Below are 24967 nucleotides of genomic sequence, written 5' to 3' on the forward strand. Positions count from 1 at the left end.
GGCCGGGCCGTGCGATTGCGGCGGCTCAGATCTGGCAAATTACGGACCGGAACGGTTTCGGGTTGCGCTTGTAGCCGGATCGGGGCGCCTGGGATTTCTCGTCGATCTCGACGGCTCCGAGGGCTTCGTCGAGCCGCATCAGCTTCCAACCCTGACGCTCGCCGGAATTGCTGCCTCCGCGGACCTGCCAGACGCTCATGATCTGGTGGCCCGCTGTCGAGATGCCGACTGTGTGAACCTCGACGACGCGCGAGAAGCCATCATAGCGCAGCTCCAGGCATTTGCCGTTGCGCAGGGCAGTACAGGCGTTGGCAGCCCACATGAGATCGGTCCGGTCAGGAGATCGGCAGCATGAGGGCACGAACGCAACTCGCACTCGGCGTCAGGATGGCTTTGCCTTATCGGAGAGTCGATAGCCTCCAGACCCGCCAGAACTGGCTCAGGGCTGACGCCGCTCCAGGCCCGCATACAGACACCCGAAATCGCCTGACGCCCGCCAGCGGGCCGGATTTCGCAACAGTGGGGCATTCCAGATGAGCGACGGAACCGGCTTCGGGGGCGTACCCTCTTTCAAGGGTGGCGGCACAGGCCTGAGCCCGTCCATCCAGGATTGGTTGCAGATGCAGCAGCTCGCCCAGGCCCAGGGTCAGGGCGGAATGAGCCAGGGCATGCCCCAGGACGTGCCACAAGCTGTCCCGCCGGGCTCCTCCGGCTTCAATCCGCAGACCCCGCCCACGGGCGCGCCGACCGACGTGGTTCGGCCGGAGGCGGCTTCCCTCGCATCGGCGGCCATGAACGCGCTGGGGCCGTCGAGCGCGCAGGCGGCTACACCCGACCCGAACGACATCCGCGGCCGGTTCATCTCGACCCTGCAGCAGGGCGGCCTCACCAACCCGAACGGCCTCGGGGCGGTCGCGGCCTACGCGCAGCACGAGAGCCGATACTCGCCCTCGAACATCACCGGCTCTTGGTCGGACCCGAGCGAGAGCGGCCAGGCGGGGCAGTCTGGTGGCATCTTGTCGTGGCGTGCCGATCGCCTCGCGAACATGAGGGCGTTCACCCAGGGCGCAGCCGACCCGGTGGTGGCGCAGGCGCAGTTCACCCTGGCCGAGAACCCGGCTCTGATCCGGGCGCTGCAGAACGCCCAGAGCCCGCAGGAGGCCAACGCCCTGATGGCGGATGCCTGGAAGTTCGCAGGCTACAACCGACCCGGCGGCGAGAACGCGGCCCGGCTGGCGACGACGCAGGCCTACGCCAACAGCTTCGGTGGCGGCCAGGCGTTACCGGCGGTTGCGACCCCGCGTGGCGGCGGCTCGATGGGGTCGACGGCGCAACAGGGCGGCTTCGGCCTCAGCGGTGTCGTCGGCCAGGGCTCCGCCGTCCCAGGGCAGGCATCGGCCATGCCGGGGGGGGCGTCCCTCTCGGCCCAGCCTCTCGCGGTCGCTCCCCAGCCCGCGGGGTTCTCGACCGATCCGGCCGAGCAGCAGCCGAGCAACCAGTACGCGCAGATCGGGAATGCGCTGAAGGCCGTTGCGGCCGGTCAGCAGAAGCAGGGCCAGAAGGGCGGCGGGGGCATGCCGGGCGCGCCTGAGGTCGGCGGGCGACCGATCTCGCTGCAGCAGGCGCGGGCGATGTTCGACCCGGGCAAGTTCTACGGGATGCTGCGGAACGCCGGCGTGGGCGGTCAGGCGCGGGGATCGTAGGTGGGGCAATGCTGCCCAGGCATGCGCCCAAGATGGAGGTCGGCGGGGACGGTGTCGAGCAGCGCCAGGATCGTCGGCCGATTTCAGCACGACGTCGGGCTGACGGCGGGTGCAGCGGGAAAGTCACAAGGTCCGGAAGGCGGAAAACCCGGTTCGGGCGCAAAAATAAATCTACCGCTGATCGGCGTTTCCGGCATGGCGACTTTCGTCCGCCGAATGGAGGCTTGGGATCCATTCACCGGGAACCCAAGACCATGTCCGACAACGATGACATCTACACCGTCAGGCGCAAGCGGAAGCACGCTGAGGCGCAGGCCAAGAGCATGGCCTTGCGCAAGAAGCGGAATGCCCCGGGCCGCGACGACCTTGGGCGTGCCGCCTACTATGTGCTGTTGGGGCTCTACAGCGATCCGAGGATCGCCAGGGAGCAGAAAACCGCCATCCAGGGGCAGACCTTGGCCCTCATGAGGGAGGCCGGCTTCGACGTGTTCGAGGCCAACGTCGCCTTCCTGAAGGATGCTCGGGGCGTCCTCGACAGTCTCAACGGGTGGCTTTGCCGACGCTACATGGAGCAGGGCAAACACCTCGGCCCGGAAGGCAAACCCTATAAGCGGCTGACCGGCCTCGGGAAGCGCCCCGATCAGCCGCTGAATAGGAGTAACGGGGGGAATGGCCAGGGCAGTGGTCAGCCGCTGATCGAGAACGGCGTTACCTCCCGGCTTGCCGGCGACCAGGGCGATCCGTTCTGATGGGCCTCCGTTCAAGCATGGGAGGCACAGATGCCGAGGCAACAGCCGAACGCGGGGCGGTGGAAAAAGCGCTTCGAAAACCGTGAGCCGACCCTTGCCGAGATCGAGGAGGCAACCCTCTACTCGGCCTATCTCGTGGAGAAGCTCGGCGAGCAGTACGCCCCGGTCATGGACCGCCTTGTCTTCGAGCTAGAAGAGGCTCGGAAGCGGGGCGGCAACCCTACGGAGAGGGCGAAACGGAGCCTAGACGAAGCTGAGGCAGGCGGTCGGCTTGCGGCCGTGAACATCACGCGGAAGCGCTAAAGCCTCACCTCGCGGAGAACACCATGAAGGCCCGCAGCTCGCGAATGAACGATCCTAGCGAGCCGACCACGGTTGCCCTCCTGCGCGAGCAGTACGGCCCGAGGGTTATCATCCCGCTCGACCGCGTGATGGAGGACTACTTCCCCGGCTTGTCGCAGGAGCACCTGCTGCGCCGGATCGGCGAGGGCAAGCTCAACCTGCCGGTGGTGCGGATCGACGCCAGCCAGAAATCGGCCAAAGGCGTCGCCCTAGTCGACCTCGCAACGTACCTCGACCGCCGGATTGAGGCGGCCCGCAAGGAATGCCGTTAGCTTTACGGGTAGCATGCTCCGCCAACGCTACCACTCGCCTTACAGCTACGCTTTCTCCGCTCCTGGTGGCAGATTGCGTCACCATGCCGATCCGGCCCGAGCACCGCTTCTTCTACCCGATCGACTGGGCGCAGCTCTCGGCCGTGATCCGGTTCGGCCGGGCGAAAGGCTGCTGCGAGAACTGCGGACGGCCGCACGGGCGGATGGTCTACCACCTCGGGGACGGCCGCTGGTGGGACACGGATGTTGGGCGTTGGCGCGACGGGTGGGGTAGACGGATCCGCATAGTGTCGGGAACCGACATCCTCGGCCGAGTACGCACGACTCGTGTGGTTCTGGCGACGGCACATCGCGACCACAACACCTCGAACAACACGGACGCTAACCTCGCGGCCTTCTGCCAGAGGTGCCACATGATCCACGACCGGCCGGAGCATCAGCGGAGACGGTGGCGGACGCTGTTCCAGCGGAAGGCGATGGGCGACCTGTTCGGTGGGCCCTACGCATGAGCGCTACCGTGGCCTTAGGGCCAGCCTCCAGGCGTCGTCCACTGCTACCTGACGACAAAACGGATGCGATCGGATGCCCGTAGCTTGGTCTTAGCGGGCATTCGACGGCGGGAAACTAATCGCGCAGCGGCTCGGGCTTTTGGCCGTCCGGAAGGATCTCTCTGAGGTGATTGGTGATCATTTCGGCTGAGAACGGCTTGCCAAGGAAGCGAGCCCCCTCGGGCAGGTCACCCGAGCACGGGCGAGCCTGTCCGGATGCAACCACGATCGAGATGTGCGGCCAGTGTCGGGCCGTCTCGCGGGCGACGGCAAAACCATTGCGAGACCCGGGCATCTGCACGTCGGTGAACAACAGCACGATGGATGCGTGGTGCTGTCCCAGCACGGCCATTGCTTGATCGCCGTCGGCTGCTTCAAACGTGCGGAACCCGGCCTCGCTGAGGATGTCCAGCGCGTCCATGCGGATCAGCGCGTCGTCGTCGACGACCAGGGCATAGGGGGCAGGGGCGTTGGGTTGCTGAGACATAAGGACCAAAGCGGTCGCAGCCCGATAAGGTCCCTGCATGCCAGCCCGGCTGTCCGACCCGTCGGAGGGGTCTAGGCGGCAAATTTCCGGAGGGCTGCCTCGATCTTGCGCCGATCGAACGGCTTTCCGAGCACCACGCCACGCGCGGGGATCTGTGAGGTGTCCCACGGCTGGGACGAGACCATCAGCAACTCGATCGGCGGCCAGCGGTCACGGATCGACAGGGCTAGCTGCATGCCGGCGGTCGAACCGCGCATGTCGAGGTCGGTGAACACCGTGCGGATGTCGTGCCGGGTCTCCAAGATCTGAATGGCTTCAACGACCGTGCTCACCTCGATCGCCTCACAACCTGCGTTCTCGACGAAATCCACCAGGGACATCATCAGGATCGGATCGTCCTCGACGACAAGCACCAGGGCTTGGCCGGGGCGTAGGGGCTCGGTCATTCAAACGATCAATGCAGGTGGATCTGGATGTCGGTCAGCGGCGCTCGAAATTCAGCGCGAAGACCAGTCAGGTCATAATGCAAGTTAGCGGCGCGGGTTCCGACCAGGCCCATCTTGATGAGCTTGGAGCCGAACCCGCCCCGGCCGGCGGGCGCGAGGGCGGCTGGGCCGCCACTCTCAGTCCAGTCGAGTACGAGGCTCGGAGCGTTGCCGTGTTCGGTGCGCCAGGCCACGCGAACGAGGCCGGTGGCGGTCGAGAGCGAGCCGTATTTGAGCGCGTTGGTAGCCAGCTCGTGTAGCAGCAGCGACAGCGATAGCGCCGCCTGCGGGCTGATATCCAAGTCCGGCCCATCGAACGCGAAACGGTCCAGGTCTGCCTGTAGACTCAGCACGCTCTCCATCACCGCCTTCAGCTTGGCGGCGGTCCAGCTCTTCTGCATCAGCACGTCATGGGCGCGCGACAGGGCCAGAACGCGGCGCTCGAACGCGCCGACCAGCTCACGCTCGCTGACCCCGCGCAGGGTCTGCGTGGCGATCGACTGGACGATGGAGAGCGTATTCTTGAGCCGGTGGGCCAGCTCCTTGTTGAGGACCCCCTGCAGCTCCTCGGCGCGCACACGGGCCACGCCGACCTCGACCCGGTCAGCGACATTGCGCAGGAACGCCAATTCCTCGGCAGTCCAGATGCGCGCCTGTACGTCATGGACGATGAACACCGCCACGGTGCGTCCGCGCTCGCGCACCGGCATGTTGACCAAGCTGCCCACGTCGATCGATTGCATTGGCCCGGGGTTGTCACGGGTACGCGGGTCGGTGGTCACGTCCTCGATCACCAGCGCTTCGCCACGCTGCAGGTGAGCGCGGATGTCGCCGTAGTTGTCGAACTGATGCAGGCCGGCGATGCTCGGGATGCCCGGGGCGGTCCAGTCCGGTTCGACCTCGATAGCCTCCACGTCGCCGGCGATCCGACCGAACCCAGCGCGGGTCGCGCCAAGCGCCAGGCCGACGATTTCAGCGGCAGCCTGGGTCATTTCGCCGGTGGTGGTCAGATCGCGTAGCCGGTCGCCGAGGGTCAGCAGGGCCACGCGACGGGCGTCGGCCTCGACGCGGGCGGTGACCTCTAGGAAGATCACCCCGAAGCGGTCACCATCGAGCTTGAATGCCCGTCCCTCATACCAGCGTCGCAACGCGCCGACCTGGCGGGTGAACGCGATGGGCTGGCCACTGTTGACCACCTTGCCGAACTCGACAATCCATTCGTCTTCGACGCCGGGGATCACCTCGCGGACGGTGCGTCCGACGACGGTCGAGGGGTCGATCCCGAGCAGCTCGCCCCAGGCTGGATTGACCTCGACGTAGCGCCAATCCGTGATCCGTCCGCCGGGATCGCGGACCACCTCGCCAATCTGGAAGCCTTCGCTCAGGCGGTCGAACAGGCCGCGCCAGTACACGTCCTTGGCGCGTGCGTCGGCGCGTGCCTCCGCCTCAGTCAGACCGGCTGTCGCCGCCCCGGCGAACAAAGTCAGCTGCTCCAGGTCGATCTGATCGAACGCGAACGGCTGACGGGACTGCAGCTTGACCACGCCGAGAACGTGGTTGCCTTGCAGCACCGGGGCGAGCACGGCCGAACCGAGTTGCAGACAGGCGACCAACTCATGCTTGACGTGGGGGTCGCGGCTGGCGTCGATCATCAGGTACGGTTGGCGTGTCGTCGCGCAGTGGCCAGCCGTGCTGCCGGCCAAGGGCACCCGCAGGCCTTGATAGCCCTCAACCGTGCCCTGAACCGCGTGGTACGTCAGTGCATCGCCATCGAGCAGCTCGAACACCCCGCCATCCGCCGCCGGGATAGCTCGCATCGCTCCGACGACGATCGCCCTCAGGATCGGCTGCAGTTCTCCCTCGGCGGCGACGATCGCCATTTGGGTCTCCCGGAGGGCCTCGCGAGCCCGATAGGTCTGTGCCTCGGTCGCGCGCAGGGTGTCACGCTGGGCCACCGCCCGACGCAACTCCAGCTGACTCAACACCTGCTCCGCCAGAAGCTTGAGACCGCTCTGTTGCGCCTGGGTCAGCCCACCGGGGCGGGGAACCTTGTCGATGACGCATAGGCTACCGAGAACCATACCGGCGGACGTGCGCAGTGGGGCTCCGGCATAGAAGCGGATGTGCGGCTCGCCCGTGACCAGGGGATTGGCCTGAGTGCGCGTATCGACTGTCAGATCCGGAATGATCAGCAGCTCGTCCGGCTGAGCGAGGGCATGAGCGCAGACGGAGCTGTTGAGATCGGTCTCGCAACGTGGAAACCCGACCCGTGCCTTGAACCACTGTCGGTCTTCGGCGATCAGGCTGACCAGAGCCACAGGCACATCGCATAGTTGGCAGGCCAGCTGCACGATGCCGTCGAACCCCGGCTCGGCTGGTGTGTCCAGGATCGCATAGTCGTCCAGCGCCTGCAGGCGCTCGTCATCGACCGCGATGGGTGGGATCGAGTGGGGTTCCATCAGTGCAGTTTCGCCGCGCTTTTGCATACGCTTACAGCACCGCTCCGTGAGGAGAAACGCTGTGCCTTGAGTGGTTCGCGTTCACGAAGGTGATGGCCCGGCGAACGGCTGAAGGGTGTGATGCCGCCGTCGCCCCCCACCTTACGAGAACGCTCCGACGCCAGCTGTTCGAGCCGATCTCTCATATCGATCGGCGCCGGTACACGTCATCTAGGTGATAGTCGTCGTTGGACCTCATCAGCGCTGGCTTCCTGATCCCCGATGGGCGGCGACGTGCCTATTCGGCAGCTTTCAGCATCGTATGCCGTGCCGCCTCCTGCCGCGCGACCGAGAGAATGCGGTTTCGGCTCTGCTCATCGGGAGCAGCTGTCCAAAGCTGGATTAGCTGAGCCGCACCATCGACCAGAGCCAAAGTGGACGGATGTACGAAGGCATCGGTGGACATGTTGAGCGCCCTACCGATCTTATCGAGTGCGACGGCCGCTGGGCTTCCTGCAGCCGGCGTTGGCGTATCCATAGCGGCCTCAACCTACTGGCCGATATACCCGGCTTAAGCCACCCACTGGCATGCAACGAAAAGCTATGCAAATGTAAAGGAAATACTATCCTGTACAAATATTTGTGAAGATTGTAATAAAACTACAATTGCGAGCATATGGTTGGGGTCGCAATGGGAAATACGCTTGGCTTGGCTTGACGGCAGCGGGAGAGTTTTGCGTTGAGGCAAGCCGTTTAATTACCCGGATCGGTACAACAGAGATGCAGAGCTTGATTAGACTACTGCCTCTATCCGTCGGTGGAGGATTGGCTAAGCAGATTAAACCGATTTAGGCGGGGAAGACTGTGATCCCAAATAAGTGGCATCTGAATGAGTACCGCCCGACGCAGCACTGATCCGGGCCCTCAGGGAAGGGGTACGCTCGATGGATTTCGCGCTGCCATCCAGCAAAATTGCGCCCCGATCCCGTCAAATGCAGGGGCGAGGTCTTAGGAAGCGGTCACATGATGGGCTTTGCGGTGCACGCAGGATCGCATCTTGCCAGACGACGCTGCCCCCCTCCCGATTTCGTCCTGCCGCTTCATGGACGCGCTCATCGATCTGCTCGGCGCCTTCCCCGCAGGACGAGATAGAAGGCGGGCCGAGGCGCTGTCCGAGCGATTGGACAAGTTGAACGACGAGGCCCGATGGCACGACGCTCCATCCACGACCTTGGCAGCTATCCAAGGGGCGCAAATCCTGCTCAGCCTAGCTGAACTGCCGCCTTCGTCGCCCTCCTTATCGGAGGCCTTCTGCGAGGATGCGCCGAGGGTCGGGCACTTGCGGGTGGTCACGACGCCATCCCCTTCATCTTGGTCGGATGGCAGGCGGTGACCGTGCCCAAGCCCGCGCTGGCACCTGCAGATAGTTCGCTCTTTGGGCAAGGCTGCGCACCTAAAGCGGCACGTGCGCATGGAACAGACGATCTTCCCTCGATCCTGGCCATGTCATTGTGGCCGTGGACCGATATCGTCGAGACGGCGATGGGCGGTATGGGCGACGTGGTGCGGCTGACGGCCGAGAACACGGTGACGAACCTGCGTCGCCTGATCGTGCCGACATCACCCCTGGAGATAGCGATGGAGGATGCGCTGCTCGCCTCCGATGCGCTGGCGCAGGATCTCGACCGACGTGGGTTTTTCCAACCGGCCGTGCGCGAGGAAGCGCGCGTAGCCCTGAACGCCCTGACTTGGTGGCTGGGAAGCGCAAAACCCGCTGAGCAGACGAAGGAGATCGGGCTGGGTTGGTAGCCGCGGTCGCGTGACGTTACTGCCGTCCCTCAGATCCGCTCCGAACAACGTAGTGGGTAGATCCGGTTGTTTGATGGCCCCGCGCGGTGGCGCGAGGCCGTTGCCGCTTACTTGCCGCTCGGGGCTGCGCCGCTGCCGGTTGTGCCGTTGCCCGAGCCGCTGCCGGCAGGTGCGCCGGGGGTGTCGACGCGCGGACCACCGCTTGTGCCAGGCGCCATGCCAGTCCCCATTGAGCCTGCACCGGTCTCCATCGCCTTATCGGAGCTGCTTTTCACGCTGCCTGGGTTGTTCATGTTGCCTTCGGCGCTGCCCCCGCCGGCAGGTGTCTGCGCCATCGTGGCACCTGAACCCACAAGGCTGAGTGCAGCAGCGAGGGCGAGTGTCTTCATCGACATGGTGCGTTTCTCCAGACGGATCGGTTCGATCAGTCAGGGCCTGAACGTCGTCGAGGTCGATATCGTTCAGGGCTCCGGTTCGAACAATTTTACGGATCTCCCTGGCTTCGCAGCCGTAGAGCTAGGATCAGCGCGCCGGGCCAAAATGTCGGGCTGAGTAGAGCAACCGGTGCGAGTGCTCGGCCCTTCGACCATGTAATTGCAATCGGCAGGAGCAGACCGGGGATCGCGACCGCGAGGAAGGGCCAGAACTCAAGGTCGGATAGGTCCATATGTGATCCGTAGATGAGGAACGGGCTCACGGAAGCGCGATTGCCTTGTTACCGCATGGTTGGCTTCTGCATCTGACCGGCGGTCAATAGGGAGATACGCCGATGAGAACTGCACTGACCATCGCCACCGTCCTCGTCCTTGCCGGCCCAGCCTTCGCTGCGGAAGGTGGTTCAAGCCGCTCGGGGACCGCGAACAGCACGGGCGCCAACGATGCAGGTTCGGGCTCGTCGCCTGGTGCGGCGGGAAGTGGCCCTTCGACGGGCGGAATGAGCCGTTCCGGCACCACGAACAGCACGGGGGCCAACGACGCGGGATCAGGATCCAAGCCTGGCGGAACGAGCGGAACTCCCGGCAACCGCTGATTTTCGACTGAGCGGGAGGGTCTTTCCGGCTCTCTCGTTCAGGGGATCATAACGTTCATAATAAAGGCCATGGGCCGGCGCTCCGCGGTCTCCAGTCCCGCCGCACCGCACCGACCCTCACACGACTGCCCGGCCGAGGCTTCACGGGGGGCCTACCGGGAACTGGCCCGGAGAGCGCCTGTCGTCACGTACTTGCCCGCCGTGCGCCTTGCGGTACCGCGAACGCCTCCGTTACGCTTCGGTCGCTATGTGCGTCTTAGAAGTCGGGACCACCTTGATTTGGTCAAGTCTCCCGTGTTTAACGCAAGGAATTCGGCAAATCTGTGCGGATAATAGGATTAAGGCAGGAATAAAGTGACAGAAGAAAATGCGGGCGGAGCCCGCGATTTCATCGAACTGACCGGCGAAATCGTCGCCGCCTACGTCTCAAGCAACTCGATCCCGGTATCAGATCTTCCAAGCCTCATCCGAAGCGTGCACGATGCTATCGCGATGGTGACTTCTGGTAGCGCATCAACCAATGCGGACACGCGTGAGGCCGTCGACAAGCCGGGCCCGACCCAGATCCGCAAGTCAGTCCAGCGCGACGGCATCGTCAGCTTCATCGACGGCAAGGCCTACAAGACCTTGAAGCGGCATTTGACTGCCAACGGCTTCAGCCCGCAGAGCTATCGCGAGCGCTACGACCTGCCTTCCGACTACCCCATGGTTGCACCGAGCTACGCCGAGCATCGCTCCGCCCTCGCCAAGGCGATCGGCCTCGGCGTTCCTGGTGCCCGCGCTGATCAACGCAGGACTGGCACTGGCGTTTGATTGCTAGTCCGATGCAGCAAGGTCGGTGTGCTTTAGACCTCTACCCGACGTTGGAACTGCAACACCTGCACATTGGCGGCGGCCTGTCCAAGCACCTGGATGGCGGCCCGAGGCGGCCGGCCAAAAGTATCGGCCCAGCTCAGCCGGACGATGTGGGGATCGGATACCTCGGCCTTAGGCTCGTCGGCCCGTTCTGGCTGCCGCCGCTTACCAGTGCCGATCCAGCGGACGACCCGGTCGGCAGACTTCGGGCGCAGCGGACACCAGTCCTCACGTGCGTTTTTAGCCCGGTGGACACGAGCGGATACACTGATGCGTTTCGTATTTGACACTCACCCACCCTCCCGTCCGCCTTTCATCCTGCTGAGACCGGCTAGTGACGGCGAGCAGAGAGCAGCGGTTTCTCGGACTTTGATTTATCCGAGCGGTCTGGATGCTTGACTAAAGCTGATTACGTGCGGAATGGCTATATTTGCGTGCAATTCTGTACTGCATGCGCCGTGACTGAAATGTCACACTCAGCCCGTCGAGACCGTTGCCTGCATGCAGGGTTGGTCCCGAGCCCGGGATGTATGATCCGGTCGAGCTACGGGGACCTCGCGAAGGCGGCTTGGGCGATAGCGTCCTGGTCAGCCTCGATCTCGGCCAGGAACTGGTCGTAGGCGGTCCAGAGCGGCGGCAGGATCTCCACGGGTCTGCCCTGTCCAATGCGTAAGCTAACGTAGCCGGCTCGCTCGGCCTCTGAGAACAGCGTTCGCAGGTGTGAGCGAGCGACGCCGAGATCGTTGGACATGGACGTCCAGGTTAGATGGTCAGGGTCAGACAAACTGGCCTGCATCACCAACAGGAGCGCGAGGTAGCCAGCGTCGCGCTGCAGGAATAGGCGGATCGCCTCATGTCCGAGGACGGAGAGCGCTCGCGGCAGGTCGCGCAAGCCTGAAAGGCGGATAAGACGGTGCGTGCGCTCGTCCTGCTCCAACGCCCACTCGTAGCCACGCCCCGGGAACAGGTCGAGTAGGAAGCGGTGGTAGGCCGCAAGGTGGCGGCGATCATGCGCGATCACCCGCGCCGTTGGGACGAGGATGGTGACGCGGCGATCGTCGGGTGCAGGGGCGGCTTCGACGTAGCCGGCTTGGCGGAACCGAGCCAGGAGATCATCGACCCGCCGAGGGCTCGCCAAGCCACGCTCGCCCAATATGCGCCGGACATTGCCGGGAGTGGCCCAGGTGGATCGGTCCTCTGGATCGAAGGCGAAGTGGAAGCCGACGATGAAGCCGCGAAGGATGATGATCCCCGCGTCGGCCATCATCTGCAGGGCGAGAGGATCAGCTTTGAACAACTGGACGACCGCATCGACGTGAGCTGCGCGCGCCTCGGCGAATCGAGGGTGCGCCAGGATCTCCTGCGCCGTCACACCGACTGCCATTGGAGTGCGGTCTCCCTGTGTTGAGCCCAAAATCTGCGATGTCCGCTCTGCCGAACAGCGGCAGACCATCACCGCATAGCTCAACCCAGGCCACGACCCGCACGGATTCGAGAATGGTTTGATCGGTCGAGGTCAACAGCCGCTTGTCGGCAGCCCTTCTTCGGTTCCGTTTTCCCCGATTCTCTCGGATCTGGAACTTCAGTAGGCGTGCTGGTCACGCTTTTGACCCCTCCCCCTTGGGCAGAGGATGCGATCGAGGACCATCCAGATTTGGATAATGGGTCTCGCGTCCGTGCCAGCCGCAGCCAAGCCAGCCACTCCGGCGAGACGATGCGCAGGATGTTGGTGTCGTTGCGGAAGCCGGTAATCTGGCGCTCCTCCACGGTCAGCAGGCCCAGCTGTGCCGCCTCGCGGATCGCGTTCTTCACGGTCGAGCGGCACACGCCTGTGACAGCGGCCATGTTCTCGATCGACAGCCGGCAGTCCTTCCGGCGCACGACCTCGGCCGCGACCAGAGACAGAACCGCCTGCTCGGCCAGCGTGAACCGGGCCGCGAGCCCCGGTGGGAGCCGCCCCGAGGCGGCCCAACGGCGGCGACGCTCCATCGAGGCATCCGTGCGTGGCCGGGAGCCGACGCTACGCCTCCCGCGATCTCCTGTGAGTCCTGATGTGTTCTCGGCTTCGTCCCCTGTTTGGGGTGTGACAGTTGCTGGCCCGTTCAGGCTCTGTCCGGACCGCCGGCGATCCTCCGACAGCGTGCGCGCCTCGATCAGCCCGGACAGCGCCTCGGCTTCGGTCTCCGTGATCTTCCCGTCCCCGTAGGCGCGCCACAGCAGCGCCGTCACGGACGGCAGGGTGATTCGGTCGGCCGCCTCGATCGCGCGGCGGATCTCGTCTGCAAACATCGTCCGTCGGCCCTTCTCGGGCCGCAACAAGGCGTTCCGGGCCGCCGCAGGGGCGTCCGGTCCACAAGGCAAAGCCTCACCATCGCGAGAATTGGCGTTCCCGCTTGACGCCAGGGGCGTCTTCATGGCTTGTGAGGGGTGTCTAGCGGCCTCACAGGCCCTTTGTGATTTCGACGGCCCTCCAGTTTGGCGACTGGGGGGCCGTTGGCTTTTCAGGGGTCGACTTGCGGCGGCGTGGTCTCCTGATGGATCCGGCGACTCGCACAGAGCGCGCGCCAGCCGGACATGGCATGTCGGCTGGACGGCACGGTTAAGTCAACGTCAGGGAGTGATCAGCGCGACCATGCACGGCAGACTTCCGACCGTCGCCGACCTGCGCAGGTCCGGCCGCATCAGCAGCCACGAGATCGTCGCAGCGATCGACATGTACATGCGGGACCCCGCGGCTGAGCCCTATCGCTTCACAAGCGGCCACAGCCTCGACATCGCCGCGCTCGTGGCCTCGTCGATCAGCCCCGCGGAGGTCGCGAACCGAGCCGGCCCGCAGGAGAAGACGTTCCGGAACGCGGTCGCGGCCGTCGTCATGGCCGCGCATCCGACAGCGCCATGACCTGCAAGTGTTTGTGTCGGACCAGTCGGAGAGGCCGAGCTCGTTGCGGGTCAGGCGCACGGCATCGGTAGCTCGCGGACTTGGCTGGCGCAGCACAACGTGAGCGTCTCGAATTTTGTGTTTCAGCGGCATTGAAGATCGGCACAGGGGTGTCCTGGTCCGCCGCTGCTACGGTAAAGCATGGATCGAAAGACGGTGTGAAGCGGCACGTATGGACGACGAGGATCGCGATTTCGAGCATTCCCCATTGTCAGGTCCCTTCACGCGCGATGGCGAGACGGTCGAGGTCGAGATCTACCGTTTCCCGGGCACACCGGAGTGCTGGCGCTTGGAGGTGGTTCATCTCTCCGGCTGCATTCGGTGGGATACCACGTTCGCTACCGATGCGGACGCACACGCTGCCTTCGTCGCGATGGTCCAGGCCGTTGGTATAGCCTCCTTCGTCGGCGACCGACCCAATGCACGGCACTGAGCGTGGCCTAATGAACAAAGAAGCCCGCGCCGGTGGACCGGGCGGGCTGAGTTCTAGGGAGCACTCGGTGCGTTACGCCGGTGCACGCGATAACCGTATCAGCCCCTCCGGCCCACGAAAGCCCGCGACGATGACAGATCGTGTAGACTTTTCAGCGTCGGGCAATGGGTAGGCGTGCAGAGGCAACTGTCGACCGTGCCGGAGTAGCTGGCCGCCGAGGTGAAGGCCAAGCGCGGCTGCGACGGCTCCGCAATCGCCTCAGCCGCCGCTTTGCTCAGGCCGGCTACTACTATGGCCGCAAGGGCCAGACCGACGAGAAGAAGCAATGGCACGCCTGCCAGCCGGACTCGATCTACGAGGACGACATCGAGGCAGTCCAGCGCTGACCTGCTTCATTGCCACATCTTCAAGCCCCAGGTAGCTGCGCTACACTGATCTCTCGAAACTAGACGGGGGGCTATCGTGGAGGATTGGCGGTTGATCGCGTTCGCGGCCTTCATGTTCGCGATCGGGGCGGCTGGCTTCCTGCTTTGGCAGCGTCGGCGCAAAGCGCAGAGGACGGGTACTGATCCGCTCTATGCGGTCGCGAGCCTCGACGATGGCGAGCTTGATCGCCCGGCTGCCACTCCCCGAGCTCGTGGCACTGGTACGACCAGCGAATGAGTTGATCGGCCTGCCTGCGGCGTGCCAACCAGCCTGCGCCGCCCATCGACCGGGCAGCCCATCACCAAGAATACCGATACGCGGTTGCGGTCCAGTGAACGACGCGGCATCGAGCGGCGATGATCCGATCCGAGCTCATCGCCCGCATCGCGGAGCAGAACCCGCATCTCTACGAGAAAGAGGTCGAGGCCGTCGTTCTGACGATCCTTCGCACGATGTCAGACGCCCTAGCCCGTGGCGACCGTGTCGAGTTGCCCCGCAACAGAGGCTCCCTGAATTCGCAATCCGGGCCCGAACTGGCGAGGCAGGCTACTCGGCAGGAATTTGGTTCAAGCCCGCTCCAGCAGGTCGACGAGGAACGACCCAGCCGCCGCGATGACGTTGCCGCGCCCGCGCCAGGGTAGGATCTCAGCCACCGGCTGCGGCTCGGCCATTACCTCCGGCAGCACGGTCTCGGGCGCCTCGGCCTCGCGGTCCTGATCCCCGCCGCGCATGTAGACGACCTGCGAGCCGGTGGTGTTCTCCGGCGCAGCCAGAGATGGCTCGGCGTCCCCGCCGTCTTCAAGGTCCGGATCCTCGTCCATGCGGTCGAGCACGGCGATGATGCGATCCGCCGCGTCGAGGGCGACCTGTGCGGCCTCCTCTAAGCTGGCCCGAAGGGCGCCACCGGCCAGCGGCTCTAGGGTCTCGCGAGCGGCCGGTTTCGGACGCGGGGTGAAAGTGAGCACGTCGCCCATGGTGATGGTCTCGGGTCGCGATGAAGGGGGAGCCCGACGGGATCCGGCCGGGGCGGTACGCACGGCTACGGATAGGAGGGCTCAACGATCAGGCTGGGAGTTCAACTCGGACAGCAGGGCGTCGTCGACCGGCCTGCCGTTCGTGTTGAGCTCGTGCCGGATGAGCACGCCCAGGCGCTCGTGCCGGTCGTCGGCGCTCACGGCCGTGCGGGTCCGGACCTCATCGGCGATGGTGCTGAGGAAAGCCCCTGCCCGGTCGTACTCACGATCCAGAACCTCGCCGGCCGGCGTGAAGCCGCTGCGCCGATCCGACGTGAAGCACGGGATCGCGCCGGCGCCGGTGAGATGGTGAAACACGCCTTCCCAGGTCTCATAGAGGCGGGCGAGCTGAGCGAGATCGCACCCGGACAGGTCGTGGGAGGCCACGTCGCTCGCCGGAGCGCAGTCAGCCTCGAACGCCGCCGTGACGGCGCCCATGATGTCTCGGAACAGGTAGGCCGGGCAGTCGGGATCCTGGACGCTGCTGCCGGTGAACAGGGCGACCTGGAACCGGGCGTAGTCGACCAGGGCGAGGCGCCCGGCCCGGGTGGTCGGCGTGGTGCGCCACACGGCATCTCGCGTCGCGCTCTGCGCCTCCGTCAGCGCCCGCTCACGTAGGAACCAGTTCGGTCGCGAGGTCGAATTCGGGTCCAACCCGAACGTCTTCATCGCGTCCTCGGCGCGGTAGCTCTCCGCAATCACGGCGTGGATCGGATCCGGATCGTCGGCCACGGGCGTGACCGGGTATTCATCGGCGAACGCTAGGGCGAACAAGCCGCCGAGGTTCAGCTCGTGCTCGATCTCGGCCATGCGCAGCTCGCGCTCGGTCGCCAGCGGGTAGAGGCGGGCGCACTCGGCCGGTGTGAGCTCGCCCGTCTCCAGCGCCTTGCCGAGACTGTCTGCCGTCCACCACTCCAGCGGCGTGCGCTTCAGCTCGGGGTAGTCGTTGGCGAACTGGGTGCGGATGGTGTGCTGGTGGCAGGCATCCTTGAACGCGGCCTTCGCCTCGTCGCTGCCGGGCGCAGGTTGGTTCTGCGTGTCGGGGCGCTTGCCGAGGTTGGCCTTCAGCGTGGCGGCGCGCTGCTTGAGATCGGGGCGGTTGGGGTCTCGCCGGAACAGGCCGGACAACTTGAGAGAGGGCACAGGCATCCTCCAAGGACACGGAATGGCAGGAGGCACGGCGGGGCAGGCGCCGCGCGGTGGCGGCGTCAGGCGCGGTGGCCGTTGATGCTGTCGTGCTCGTGGTCGAGGCTGGCGGGGTCGATGCCGGAGACGTTGGCGGCGCTGAGCAGCAGGTTCGCCCAAGCGCCCCCCGTATCCTTCCAGGGGTAGCGGCCGATCACGCGGACTAGCGCGGCCATGCCCTCAGGCGTGGTGGCGACGTGCTGGCCAATCTCGCGGTTCAGGTCCCGGAACTCGTCTTCCGCGACACGGCGAGCCTTCTCAAGGCGCCGTCGATCGGTGGCGGTCTCGACAACCTCCACCCGAGCGTCGAAGGCATCGGCGATCGGCAGCATGGCCTTCCAGCGCCGGATCCGGCCCGGCGTCTTGCCACCCTGCCCCAGCATCGGGACCGCGCGGGCTATGGCGATGCGCAGCGCCTCGCCGGTCCAGGCCTGCTCGGTATGGCTCTCCTCGGTTCCCCAATCGAGGGCGACGTGTCGGAGGTTCACACCGAGGAGCGTCGGCCAGCGCCAGCCGCCGAGCACCTGAAACCGCTCGTCGTGGGTCGAGAACAGTTCCGGCGGGCAGGTCTTGATGACGGCGTAGACCTGCCGGTAGGCGATGCCCCATGCCTCCATCGCCTCGTCCTGCGCGGCACGGGCTCGCAGCCATCGCTCGCCGAGGGCCACTAGTTCGGCGTCGGGGTGCGGCAGAGCAGGCGCTGACACCGCGGGAGCGGCAATCGCCGGCAGCGGCACGGCCGCCGCGATAGAGCCGGCCACGACGGTGCGACGGCTCAGGCTCGCTCGCAGATCGGCGGCGCGCTCCCGAAGGCTCGGGCGCTCGGCATCGCGTCGGATCAGGTTCTTGAGGGAGCTACGGAGGGACATCGCGGGATCCTCGGGTGAGGGGCGCGGGCGACCGGCCCGCTCGGGTGCGGGTCGGGTCAGAGCAGGGTGGCAAGGCCGGTGAGCACCATGCCGCCGCCGATGATGAAGGCCGCGGCCAGCAGCTCGCCGGCGGCATCGAGGAAGCGCGGGGACCGGCTGTGTGCGGTGTCCGGGCGGACGGGCATCACGGCCTGCCAGGGCTCGATCTCGCCCGGGACCGGCTCGTTCGGCAGGTTGAGGTAGCGGGGATCGACCGGGAACCGGCGGCGGGCCATGCCGGTGGCGGCCGTGCTACGGACCGGGACGGGCTGGCTGAAATCGGGAATGCGGGCGTGCGTCATCGTTCGGGCTCCGGTGAGGGCTCGTGGCGGTGAGTCGGTGGTGGAGGGGTGCGCCGTGGCGGCGCGGGTCAGGCCGGCGCGGTCAGGGGATCAGTGCGCGGCGGCGGTGCGGGCCATCTTGGCGGCCTGCCAGGCGGCCTTGAGGGCGGTGGACAGGGCGGCGGTGCGGGTGAGGCCGTAGCGCTCCTGCAGGCCGGTGGCGGCGATAGCGGCGGCGGTCATGATCGCGGAGCGGTCGAACTTGCCGGCGACGACGAGGGGGCGGCGCTGGAAGCGAGCGAAGCCCTGGACCTGGGCGCGGGCGCTGAGCAGGCCGGCGGGGATCTTCGGCCGGCTGTTGTGGCCGGCGCGGTCGATGGTGTTCCAGGAGACGGTGCGGCGGGACATTGCGGCCTCAGAAGCAACCTTGTGCTTGAGACGCAATCTAGGTGGTAAGGATGCGCCTTGTCAACAGCCTTGTGCCTCAGCTACAATCTTCGGGCTCAACAAGGTTGGATCCGTGGTCGCTTCGCTGTCTCCTCGCCTATGTCGCGCTGGGCGCTCGTTCCTCGGCTGGGAACAAGCGAACCTCGCAGAAGCCTCGGGCGTCTCGAAATCCACCATCGGAGCGTTCGAGCGTCGCGAGGAAAGCGCACGCCTAACCACGATGAACAACCGGGCGCTGGTCGAAGCCTTCGAGGCTGCCGGCCTGGAGTTCATCCCCGAGAACGGTGGCGGGGCCGGGATCCGGTTCCGGGAGCGGAAGGTGTAGGCACTGGAGCAAGCAGGCCGTACCACCGACCACCTGACGGCGAAGGGCCATCTAAAATGGCCAACCCACATGCGGAGTATGTAGGCCGTGAAGCACATCTACACCTTCGCCGAGGTCGACGGTTCGCGGCTGGCTGCCACGGCAGACCGTGACGGAGCGAACCTGCCTGGCAGCCCGCAGCTGTGGCGGCGCTTGGATAAGCTCGAAATCGAGGAAATGGCCAGCAACCCCGGCATCGCCGCGATGGGCAACGCCGAGGAGATCCTGGGCGACGTCCGGGAGCATGGCCTCTACCTCACCGCAAGCAGACCGGCCTGACTTATGATCGCCGGCCAGATGCTACGTGCGACACTACGAGGATCCAGAAAGCGCGAACTGATACCCTTGCTGAGCACTTGATTACCAAAGGCGGCCTCCCACGAGGCTGATGTCCGTTGGCAAGCACGGAGTGGCCAGATGCGAGCCATCCTCATTGCTGCGGTAGTAGCGATCGCGATTGTCACCGTCTTGGTCCTCGGTGGACTGACGGGTCGCGGCATCGGCTGATCTTTGGCTCCTGTGGCCTGGCGATCACGCAAATTCTGAATTGACGAAACCTTAACTTTTGCCGCTAGCGACCGATCCCGGTCTATGGGCAACGATGGATGCGCTTCTGCGGGCCTCCTTCGATGCCGATCCCTCTGTACGACCGCCTGCATCGCTACATCGTGGTAGCATTGCTGTGCGGCGGCCTGGCGATGATGGGAGCGGCCTGGATGTGGGACGCAATGTAATGAGCCAGCACAACAGTCAGGGCCGATAGGGCAGCTGAGGTGAAGTCGCCGATCACGACGGGCTTAGGCGTCTTCATCGTGGCTGCGGTTTCCTCGAACGTGCTGGACCAGCTCGGAGTCGAGAATGCTCCATTATTGGTCGTGGCGGCTGGGCTCATAGCCATCGGGGCCGTCATGATGCTCAAATGACGCCTTTGGCGCCCTATAGAAAAGGCGCCAAAGGCGTGACGGTCGAAGCCGAGCTCAGGCGCTCTATGTCGTCTACATGCCTATGCTCGGCCTCACGCTCCCACTCCGCATCTGCATCCTTGATGACGCGGCCTGCGTCGAGGATGCCAATGGCCGACGCACCGGGTTCGTGGCTTGGTCAGATGGTAGTGTCGGCGATGGCGATGAGCCGTTCACACGCGCCGAGGCTATCGAGCAGGTCCGCCTCATCGCAAGCGCCTGGGCCAACGCGCTGGTCAGCGGAGGCACACTGGATACTGGCCCCGCTCCCGAACCGGGTGCCGCAGCTGCCGAGCCCTCACCGGAAGACTGAGACTGCCCTCGAAGCCGCCGGCGTCATCTTCATTGAGGAGAACGGCGAGGGGCCGGGCGTGCGGCTGAGGAAGGCCTAGAGATCTCGCTTGATCTGCTTGCCCACCTTTCTTGGCAGAGTGACCACAATCAGGCATAAAAACTGGGCAGGGCCTAGGCAGGGACTAGGCCGGGACATGCGGTTCGCAGATGCGGATACATTTTCCGAACAGCGCCAATCTCCAGAACATCACTGGTTTCATAAGTGGCGTCAGTTTCGAAGAGCCAGCGGTGCTGAATTTCAGCATGCACCCAAAGTGGGTGGCAGTGCATCCGGTAGTCCTCTCCCTAACCGCGTGCGCTGCTGCTAAGGTGCGGCAAGCTGGCGGGACGATTTCTGGCAAAGCGGAAGACGTACCCACTCTTCCGTACATGATAAGAATGGGATTGTTCAACTATCTTCCCATCGATCCAATTCGGGAAATCCGACAACACGAAGAAAGCGGTCGATTCATACCAATAACACAGATCCGAAATTCTGATGAACTTCGAACGGCTATCACGAACCTAGTACCCTTGCTGCACGCTCCGAGCTCTGTCGCAGATCCGATAAAATATGTCTTCTCGGAAATGGTTAGAAATGCTTTAGAGCATTCCCGTTCAGAAGTTGGCGTTTTCGTCTGTGCGCAGTACTATCGGGAAAGCAAAAAAATCTCAATTGGTATCGCGGATGCTGGTATAGGTGTCCCCAGTGCTATGGCGAGGCACCATAAATTTGATTCCCCTGCAGAAGCTATCAGGCTTGCTCTTCAGCCCGGCATCACAGGAACGACAAGCCGTATCGGCGGAAACGAATTCAATGCCGGTGCTGGCCTATTCTTCACCAAATCCATTGCCACATTATCCAGAAACAGATTTTTGCTATACAGCAGAAGCAGCATGTTCAGACTGATGCAAACTCGAATGCGGCATAAGCCGGCGCTGGAAGTCGATCCGATCCACGATCCGCACAAATTTGTACAAGCTCCTGATTGGGATGGTACCGTCGTAGGTATCGACCTCAACATCGAGCAAGGAGTTGAGTTCTCGTATCTGCTTGATCAGATAAGAGAGGCATACTCTTTGGATGTTAAATCTAAGAAAGACTATTCTAAAAGGATCCGTTTCTCATGATAAATCTGAATATATTCGAAATAGTTGGCTCCTTTGGTGAGGACAAAGATGCTGCGGCCCGTTTAAGGGAGGCCGTTATAAAGCCAACAATACAAGGGAAAGAAGAAATTATCATCGATTTCCTAGGAGTGACCCTTGTCACTCAATCTTTTATTCACGCGCTTATAAGCGACGTTCTCCGTACAAATGGCGAAGACGCCCTGGACTTTATGGATTTCAAGAATTGCGACGCCGTCGTAAAGGGCATTATATCGACCGTCATCCAGTATTCCTTGGATACAATGGACGCACAGATATAGTTTGCTCAATAGGCGCTCTCCGCCAGCCATGTTGCCGACGTCCGAGGATCAGCTATCTTCGCCCCCATGCGCACAGCCCTCGCCGCCCTCGCTTTCGTCGTCGCTGCCGGTGGGGCGCAGGCGCGGCCAGGATCAATGTCTCTTCACAAGCCGTAAACGGGCCGATGGTATCACGGGACTGTGAGCCTTGATCGGCGCAGGATCCGCGTGATGCGTCAGCTGCTGCAGCGCTTCGTCCGCGACGAGAACGGCGCTACGGCGATCGAGTACGGCATGATCGCTGCCCTGATCGCCGTCGTCATTATCGCCTCGCTGCGGCTCGTAGGTTCGCGGCTCGGCGCTAAGTTCAGCGCGATCTCCGGCAACCTGAACTAGCGGGCGTATCAGCCGGGCGTGACGAGAGGATCGCCTAACAGTACATCGGTAATCGATGCACAAGCTCGCGCCCAACAGCCTGTACCGTCTCCGCAACTTGGCGGCGACCGGCCCCCGCTTCTATCAAATCAGCGTCTATATGCGGCGCCTTGAGACGCTCGGGCTGGTCGTGGCCACCGGTCGAGCGAACCCGGCGGAAGACAGCGTCGAGTACGAGATCACGGCAGCGGGGCGCCAGGAGTTGGTTGAACGCTACGGGGCATCGTGGTCGGGGCCTGCCGAGGATGAGGGCTAGCCGCCCACCGCCTCTGAGCATGGTGCTCGCCGTCGCGGACATCGAGCCGACTTCACCTCGGTTCAAGCGTCAGCCATCGGCACGTCGGGGCCATCTTCGTTCGGCGTGCCGTCATAACCATCCACCCACGCTTGTCGCTCGGGTGAGTCCGCCGGATAGGGGCAGCTGTCCTTTGGTAGGCCGATCACCCGCGCATGCGCTCCCTCGGCGATCGGTCCCAAGATGGAAGGCTGGCGCGTGTCCATGTGGCTGACCTCAGGCTGACCGGCGCCGCTCGTTTCGCCAACCTGCGACGGCGGCGGTGCGGGCTTCGAAAGCCTGGCGCAACCGCGTTCCAGGCTCGCCCTGACGCTCTGTCCCGAAACCGTAGAGCAGTACGCCATCCGGCCCAAAGGCCCGCCGCATCTCGGCACGCCACAACCGATCCGTGACGGCGAGCATGCTTTCGGTCTGCACGAGGCGAGCAGGATCCATATTGAGTCTCCCTGGCCACGAAATGCAGCAACAACGCCGCCAAACGAAGCTGGCTCCAGCTTGACACTTCCCGGAAGCGGTGTGGCGGGCCGCCACAGCCCAGAACTCATGGCCGCAGAGCTCATTCGCGTGCACAGCAGCTTCTCGGATCATGACTTTGCCCGCCTAGGGGCGCCCCCTCTGGAGAAGGGCTCATCTGCGCGAGCTGAAAGGGACGCCAACTCAGGGTGCAGAGGCCGGCATTGAGTAGCAATGACGGTCCAGATCGAAGGACCCTTGGTTATCACGTTGCCTTAATTCCGGCGGTCAACCCGCCTCAGATTGCGCTCTTGCTTGTCTCGTGACGGTATCCTCGAAGCGTCGTTCCCAGCTTCAGGAGGGTCAAGGGACGTCATCTCGGTAAGCGGCTTGGTGAGAAAGGCGTGGGGCGACATGGAATATCGCGTCTCCCAGTTGTGCATGGGAGCAAGGCCAGGAAAGAGCTTGTTCAGGCAGAGGTAGACCAGCGCCGCACAGAGCAGGATCGCTGCAGCCACCCACATGATGGCGAGCATCGACAAAACCGTCAGGTGATCCGCGACTAGAAGCGCCCTCTTAGAAGAAGCGGCGGCTGGAGAAAGCGGTCGTATCGAGCGCATGACTTGGCACTCCATCAATATACTATAACCTTCATAATATATCATCTGTAACATGCGCACCAGATGCGTAGTATTTGACGCTGAGAATTCAAATTGCATCTTTCGACGCAATCATCGGCCTCGACCCATAACCCGCCCGCGTTCATTCGAATGGAGTGTTCTGGCCTCCCTCAGCGGAGGCGGCTGGCCACGTAGACGATCATGTGACCAAGCTCGACTAGGGTCGCCCAACTACCAAACATGATCCACACGACGTTGGCGACCAAGCCGACGGCAAGGATGACCAACGCCAGCTCCCGGCGCAGCATCTCCCATTGCCGCGTGCTCCAGATCGTCATCGCCGCCTCCTAGGATAGGCCCTGCGCGACCGCACTCCTGACTGTTCGATGTAGCGGCGAAACGGACATTCGCGGCCTACCCCTTTCGACAGTTTGGGGATCCACCATGATCCTGCAGCGCCTCGCGCGACTGCCACAGCCATTTTCGCGCTTCTGGCCGCATCTTCACCCGCCGGATCCGCTGGTGCGAGCTTCTACGCCAGCGATCCCGGTCCGGGACGGCCAGAACTGGTCCAATGGCACGGCTCGGTAATCGCGCAGCCTCATCCTGCACCCCGAGCCGCGTTGCGTATCGGCTCCCGCCGGTGAGATCGACGACCTCCCCCGCCAGCCCGTGATCAGATCGGGCGGCGGGGCCGAGCCGAGGATCGGGAGCGTCTCAAGCGCGATGGTCGCGGTTTCAGTGCTCAGTCCCCGGCATGTTCTGCCGTGGCGCGCCGCCGTGATCCTTGATGAGGTTGGAGCGTTCCGGATCGCCCTTCAAATTAGCGACCTGCTTGCGTGCGGCCAATGCAAGAAAGCCGACGCCGCCGATCGTGCCCAGCGCTAGAAATAACAGAGAGATACCGCTGCCCATGGGCGAGGCCTTTCGTTGAAGAAACCGCCGAAGGAAGGGTGACGGAGAGCATTATGCTACAAGCCAAACTGTGCCTGGAGTCATAGGTTGCAGTTTTAGAAGATATTATGGGCGCGACGTCTTTTCTTAACAAATTTAGGGAGGAGCCACGTGAGCTCAAACTATGTTGATTTAGGCAAAAATCGCCGCGGCGCGGAGTTTCATCGTGTACAATCCCATCTTCTCATTGATATTGCTGGCGATCGAGTCTCAGCGCGTGATCGAGTTACGCATGGTGCGCCTCGCTTGGGGCGGCCGCGAGGGCCGGGCCGAGATGCAGTCGATGGTCGTCGAGAAGGTGCACGCCGCCGGCGAGGCCATGACGACGCTGATGCTCGGTGGCTCGCCCGAAGCTGTCATCGCCCGCTACCGCGAGCACGTCGCCTTCAACACCAAGCGGCTGTCGGCGGCCTAGCACGAAGCGTCAGCCACGCCCCGCTTCGGCGCTCGCACGCCCTACCATCTCCCACGGTGCTGCTCAGCCGTGCGAGGGCATTTCCAAACCAGTTATCAGCGGGATAGCTCAAGCCGGCTTCAGATGACGTCGCAGCCAGCGGGTCGCATCCTCCAGGCTTAAGAAGGTCGGTGCCTTTTTCCCCTGCAGCCGGCCCAAACCAACCTCGAAGAACCAGCTTCCGACATTGTCGTGCTCGGGCTCTGCGAGTCGCACCAGCACCGCCACGAGCAGGCCGTTGGCGATCACCAGCCGGCCGTCGCGATCTGGGCTGTCCGTGTCGACCGCGATCGGCTGCAGCACGATCAGCGTCTCGACGTTGCCCTGCTCGGACATCGA

The 24967-nt window shown here is 64.0% G+C and carries 37 protein-coding genes and 2 pseudogenes; 21 read left to right on the forward strand and 18 right to left on the reverse strand.

Translation table 11 applies throughout. The features are described 5' to 3' along the window. Positions 1 to 25: 25 nt before the first annotated feature. Positions 26 to 322 (reverse strand): hypothetical protein, encoded by a 297-nt coding sequence (locus tag BM228_RS27065; protein WP_092045481.1) that lies wholly within the window; start codon positions 320 to 322, stop codon positions 26 to 28. A 211-nt stretch (positions 323 to 533) separates the two neighbouring features. Here BM228_RS27065 and BM228_RS27070 point away from each other — a divergent pair, with 211 nt between their 5' ends. The 5 genes from BM228_RS27070 (at position 534) to BM228_RS27090 (ending at position 3575) form a co-directional block, all read left to right on the forward strand. Then, positions 534 to 1703 carry a hypothetical protein gene (locus BM228_RS27070; protein WP_092045483.1) on the forward strand — a complete coding sequence of 390 codons (1170 nt, stop codon included), beginning with the start codon at positions 534 to 536 and terminating at the stop codon, positions 1701 to 1703. A 254-nt stretch (positions 1704 to 1957) separates the two neighbouring features. Then, positions 1958 to 2452 (forward strand): hypothetical protein, encoded by a 495-nt coding sequence (locus BM228_RS27075; RefSeq protein WP_092045485.1) that lies wholly within the window; start codon positions 1958 to 1960, stop codon positions 2450 to 2452. 30 nt (positions 2453 to 2482) lie between these two features. Next, positions 2483 to 2755 carry a hypothetical protein gene (locus tag BM228_RS27080; RefSeq protein ID WP_092045487.1) on the forward strand — a complete coding sequence of 91 codons (273 nt, stop codon included), beginning with the start codon at positions 2483 to 2485 and terminating at the stop codon, positions 2753 to 2755. A 23-nt stretch (positions 2756 to 2778) separates the two neighbouring features. Then, on the forward strand, positions 2779 to 3066 hold the full coding sequence (locus BM228_RS27085; protein ID WP_092045489.1) for a pyocin activator PrtN family protein: 288 nt from the start codon (positions 2779 to 2781) through the stop codon (positions 3064 to 3066). A gap of 83 nt (positions 3067 to 3149) precedes the next feature. Further along, entirely contained in the window at positions 3150 to 3575 is a 426-nt protein-coding gene (locus BM228_RS27090; RefSeq protein WP_092045491.1) for a hypothetical protein, read from the forward strand. A gap of 115 nt (positions 3576 to 3690) precedes the next feature. Here BM228_RS27090 and BM228_RS27095 read toward each other — a convergent pair whose 3' ends face one another. The 4 genes from BM228_RS27095 to BM228_RS34885 form a co-directional block, all read right to left on the reverse strand. Continuing rightward, positions 3691 to 4101, reverse strand: a complete 411-nt coding sequence (locus tag BM228_RS27095; protein ID WP_092045604.1) for a response regulator — start codon at positions 4099 to 4101, stop codon at positions 3691 to 3693. Positions 4102 to 4172: 71 nt separating this feature from the next. Then, complete coding sequence (locus BM228_RS27100) at positions 4173 to 4547, reverse strand: response regulator (RefSeq protein WP_092045493.1); 375 nt, start codon at positions 4545 to 4547, stop codon at positions 4173 to 4175. A gap of 8 nt (positions 4548 to 4555) precedes the next feature. Beyond that, positions 4556 to 7045 (reverse strand): GAF domain-containing protein, encoded by a 2490-nt coding sequence (locus BM228_RS27105; RefSeq protein WP_092045495.1) that lies wholly within the window; start codon positions 7043 to 7045, stop codon positions 4556 to 4558. Between the two features lie 277 nt (positions 7046 to 7322). Beyond that, positions 7323 to 7490 carry a hypothetical protein gene (locus BM228_RS34885; RefSeq protein WP_167367842.1) on the reverse strand — a complete coding sequence of 56 codons (168 nt, stop codon included), beginning with the start codon at positions 7488 to 7490 and terminating at the stop codon, positions 7323 to 7325. Between the two features lie 923 nt (positions 7491 to 8413). On the opposite strand from BM228_RS34885, the gene BM228_RS27115 reads away from it, so the two are divergent. Next, entirely contained in the window at positions 8414 to 8833 is a 420-nt protein-coding gene (locus BM228_RS27115) for a hypothetical protein (RefSeq protein ID WP_139234219.1), read from the forward strand. 107 nt (positions 8834 to 8940) lie between these two features. On the opposite strand, the gene BM228_RS27120 is transcribed toward BM228_RS27115, so the two are convergent. Continuing rightward, positions 8941 to 9228 (reverse strand): hypothetical protein, encoded by a 288-nt coding sequence (locus tag BM228_RS27120; RefSeq protein ID WP_092045500.1) that lies wholly within the window; start codon positions 9226 to 9228, stop codon positions 8941 to 8943. 374 nt (positions 9229 to 9602) lie between these two features. Between BM228_RS27120 and BM228_RS36020 the strand changes: the two genes are divergently transcribed. Together BM228_RS36020 and BM228_RS27130 are read left to right on the forward strand one after the other, a co-directional pair. Beyond that, a complete protein-coding gene (locus BM228_RS36020; protein ID WP_092045502.1) occupies positions 9603 to 9863 on the forward strand; it encodes a hypothetical protein in 261 nt (86 codons plus the stop codon). 354 nt (positions 9864 to 10217) lie between these two features. Then, complete coding sequence (locus BM228_RS27130) at positions 10218 to 10676, forward strand: Ros/MucR family transcriptional regulator (protein WP_092045503.1); 459 nt, start codon at positions 10218 to 10220, stop codon at positions 10674 to 10676. 586 nt (positions 10677 to 11262) lie between these two features. Here BM228_RS27130 and BM228_RS27135 read toward each other — a convergent pair. Both BM228_RS27135 and BM228_RS27140 read right to left on the reverse strand, forming a co-directional pair. Continuing rightward, positions 11263 to 12102, reverse strand: a complete 840-nt coding sequence (locus tag BM228_RS27135; RefSeq protein ID WP_092045504.1) for a hypothetical protein — start codon at positions 12100 to 12102, stop codon at positions 11263 to 11265. Positions 12103 to 12182: 80 nt separating this feature from the next. Continuing rightward, positions 12183 to 13007, reverse strand: coding sequence for a helix-turn-helix domain-containing protein (locus BM228_RS27140; protein WP_092045506.1), 825 nt, complete (start codon positions 13005 to 13007; stop codon positions 12183 to 12185). A gap of 343 nt (positions 13008 to 13350) precedes the next feature. Here BM228_RS27140 and BM228_RS27145 point away from each other — a divergent pair, with 343 nt between their 5' ends. From BM228_RS27145 to BM228_RS35570, 5 genes and pseudogenes are all read left to right on the forward strand, one after another. Further along, positions 13351 to 13617: a hypothetical protein gene (locus tag BM228_RS27145; RefSeq protein WP_092045508.1), complete on the forward strand. Its 267-nt coding sequence runs from the start codon at positions 13351 to 13353 to the stop codon at positions 13615 to 13617. A gap of 211 nt (positions 13618 to 13828) precedes the next feature. Further along, positions 13829 to 14089, forward strand: coding sequence for a hypothetical protein (locus BM228_RS27150; RefSeq protein WP_092045510.1), 261 nt, complete (start codon positions 13829 to 13831; stop codon positions 14087 to 14089). 164 nt (positions 14090 to 14253) lie between these two features. Continuing rightward, entirely contained in the window at positions 14254 to 14475 is a 222-nt protein-coding gene (locus tag BM228_RS27155; RefSeq protein ID WP_244537324.1) for a hypothetical protein, read from the forward strand. 91 nt (positions 14476 to 14566) lie between these two features. After that, the gene (locus BM228_RS27160) at positions 14567 to 14752 is read left to right on the forward strand and encodes a hypothetical protein (RefSeq protein WP_092045512.1); all 186 of its coding nucleotides are present in this window, start codon (positions 14567 to 14569) and stop codon (positions 14750 to 14752) included. Between the two features lie 119 nt (positions 14753 to 14871). After that, positions 14872 to 15006, forward strand: a pseudogene (locus BM228_RS35570) (HU family DNA-binding protein); the annotation flags it as partial. A 75-nt stretch (positions 15007 to 15081) separates the two neighbouring features. On the opposite strand, the gene BM228_RS27170 reads toward BM228_RS35570, so the two are convergent. The 5 genes from BM228_RS27170 to BM228_RS27190 form a co-directional block, all read right to left on the reverse strand. Next, complete coding sequence (locus BM228_RS27170) at positions 15082 to 15489, reverse strand: hypothetical protein (protein ID WP_092045515.1); 408 nt, start codon at positions 15487 to 15489, stop codon at positions 15082 to 15084. 81 nt (positions 15490 to 15570) lie between these two features. Beyond that, positions 15571 to 16671 carry a hypothetical protein gene (locus tag BM228_RS27175; protein WP_139234221.1) on the reverse strand — a complete coding sequence of 367 codons (1101 nt, stop codon included), beginning with the start codon at positions 16669 to 16671 and terminating at the stop codon, positions 15571 to 15573. Positions 16672 to 16736: 65 nt separating this feature from the next. Continuing rightward, the gene (locus BM228_RS27180; RefSeq protein ID WP_092045519.1) at positions 16737 to 17582 is read right to left on the reverse strand and encodes a hypothetical protein; all 846 of its coding nucleotides are present in this window, start codon (positions 17580 to 17582) and stop codon (positions 16737 to 16739) included. A gap of 56 nt (positions 17583 to 17638) precedes the next feature. Beyond that, the gene (locus tag BM228_RS27185; protein WP_092045521.1) at positions 17639 to 17923 is read right to left on the reverse strand and encodes a hypothetical protein; all 285 of its coding nucleotides are present in this window, start codon (positions 17921 to 17923) and stop codon (positions 17639 to 17641) included. Between the two features lie 90 nt (positions 17924 to 18013). After that, on the reverse strand, positions 18014 to 18310 hold the full coding sequence (locus tag BM228_RS27190) for a hypothetical protein (protein ID WP_092045523.1): 297 nt from the start codon (positions 18308 to 18310) through the stop codon (positions 18014 to 18016). 112 nt (positions 18311 to 18422) lie between these two features. On the opposite strand from BM228_RS27190, the gene BM228_RS27195 reads away from it, so the two are divergent. The 7 genes and pseudogenes from BM228_RS27195 (at position 18423) to BM228_RS27220 (ending at position 22108) form a co-directional block, all read left to right on the forward strand. Then, positions 18423 to 18674: a helix-turn-helix domain-containing protein gene (locus tag BM228_RS27195; protein WP_244537325.1), complete on the forward strand. Its 252-nt coding sequence runs from the start codon at positions 18423 to 18425 to the stop codon at positions 18672 to 18674. 87 nt (positions 18675 to 18761) lie between these two features. Further along, a complete protein-coding gene (locus BM228_RS27200; protein WP_092045525.1) occupies positions 18762 to 18992 on the forward strand; it encodes a hypothetical protein in 231 nt (76 codons plus the stop codon). A 1000-nt stretch (positions 18993 to 19992) separates the two neighbouring features. Further along, positions 19993 to 20067 (forward strand): annotated as a pseudogene (locus BM228_RS35575) (transcriptional regulator); the annotation flags it as partial. 190 nt (positions 20068 to 20257) lie between these two features. Then, on the forward strand, positions 20258 to 21139 hold the full coding sequence (locus BM228_RS34120; protein ID WP_139234222.1) for an ATP-binding protein: 882 nt from the start codon (positions 20258 to 20260) through the stop codon (positions 21137 to 21139). Beyond that, positions 21136 to 21438: an STAS-like domain-containing protein gene (locus BM228_RS27210; RefSeq protein WP_092045529.1), complete on the forward strand. Its 303-nt coding sequence runs from the start codon at positions 21136 to 21138 to the stop codon at positions 21436 to 21438. Before BM228_RS34120 ends, BM228_RS27210 begins: the two co-directional genes overlap by 4 nt. Positions 21439 to 21648: 210 nt before the next feature. Continuing rightward, positions 21649 to 21813 carry a Flp family type IVb pilin gene (locus BM228_RS27215; RefSeq protein WP_092045531.1) on the forward strand — a complete coding sequence of 55 codons (165 nt, stop codon included), beginning with the start codon at positions 21649 to 21651 and terminating at the stop codon, positions 21811 to 21813. 55 nt (positions 21814 to 21868) lie between these two features. Beyond that, a complete protein-coding gene (locus BM228_RS27220) occupies positions 21869 to 22108 on the forward strand; it encodes a hypothetical protein (RefSeq protein WP_092045533.1) in 240 nt (79 codons plus the stop codon). Between the two features lie 62 nt (positions 22109 to 22170). Here BM228_RS27220 and BM228_RS27225 read toward each other — a convergent pair whose 3' ends face one another. The 4 genes from BM228_RS27225 to BM228_RS34895 all read right to left on the reverse strand — a co-directional run bounded on the left by BM228_RS27225 (position 22171) and on the right by BM228_RS34895 (position 24135). Then, positions 22171 to 22353: a ribosome modulation factor gene (locus BM228_RS27225; RefSeq protein WP_092045535.1), complete on the reverse strand. Its 183-nt coding sequence runs from the start codon at positions 22351 to 22353 to the stop codon at positions 22171 to 22173. 10 nt (positions 22354 to 22363) lie between these two features. Then, positions 22364 to 22582 (reverse strand): hypothetical protein, encoded by a 219-nt coding sequence (locus tag BM228_RS27230; protein ID WP_092045537.1) that lies wholly within the window; start codon positions 22580 to 22582, stop codon positions 22364 to 22366. Positions 22583 to 23390: 808 nt separating this feature from the next. Further along, positions 23391 to 23558: a hypothetical protein gene (locus BM228_RS34890; RefSeq protein ID WP_167367843.1), complete on the reverse strand. Its 168-nt coding sequence runs from the start codon at positions 23556 to 23558 to the stop codon at positions 23391 to 23393. Positions 23559 to 23958: 400 nt separating this feature from the next. After that, positions 23959 to 24135, reverse strand: coding sequence for a hypothetical protein (locus BM228_RS34895; protein ID WP_167367844.1), 177 nt, complete (start codon positions 24133 to 24135; stop codon positions 23959 to 23961). A 205-nt stretch (positions 24136 to 24340) separates the two neighbouring features. Between BM228_RS34895 and BM228_RS27240 the strand changes: the two genes are divergently transcribed. After that, the gene (locus BM228_RS27240) at positions 24341 to 24589 is read left to right on the forward strand and encodes a hypothetical protein (protein ID WP_092045541.1); all 249 of its coding nucleotides are present in this window, start codon (positions 24341 to 24343) and stop codon (positions 24587 to 24589) included. A 108-nt stretch (positions 24590 to 24697) separates the two neighbouring features. On the opposite strand, the gene BM228_RS27245 is transcribed toward BM228_RS27240, so the two are convergent. Next, a complete protein-coding gene (locus BM228_RS27245; protein WP_092045543.1) occupies positions 24698 to 24964 on the reverse strand; it encodes a hypothetical protein in 267 nt (88 codons plus the stop codon). Positions 24965 to 24967: the final 3 nt, after the last annotated feature.

Source organism: Methylobacterium pseudosasicola, from assembly GCF_900114535.1.
GTDB classification, from domain to species: Bacteria; Pseudomonadota; Alphaproteobacteria; order Rhizobiales; family Beijerinckiaceae; genus Methylobacterium; species Methylobacterium pseudosasicola.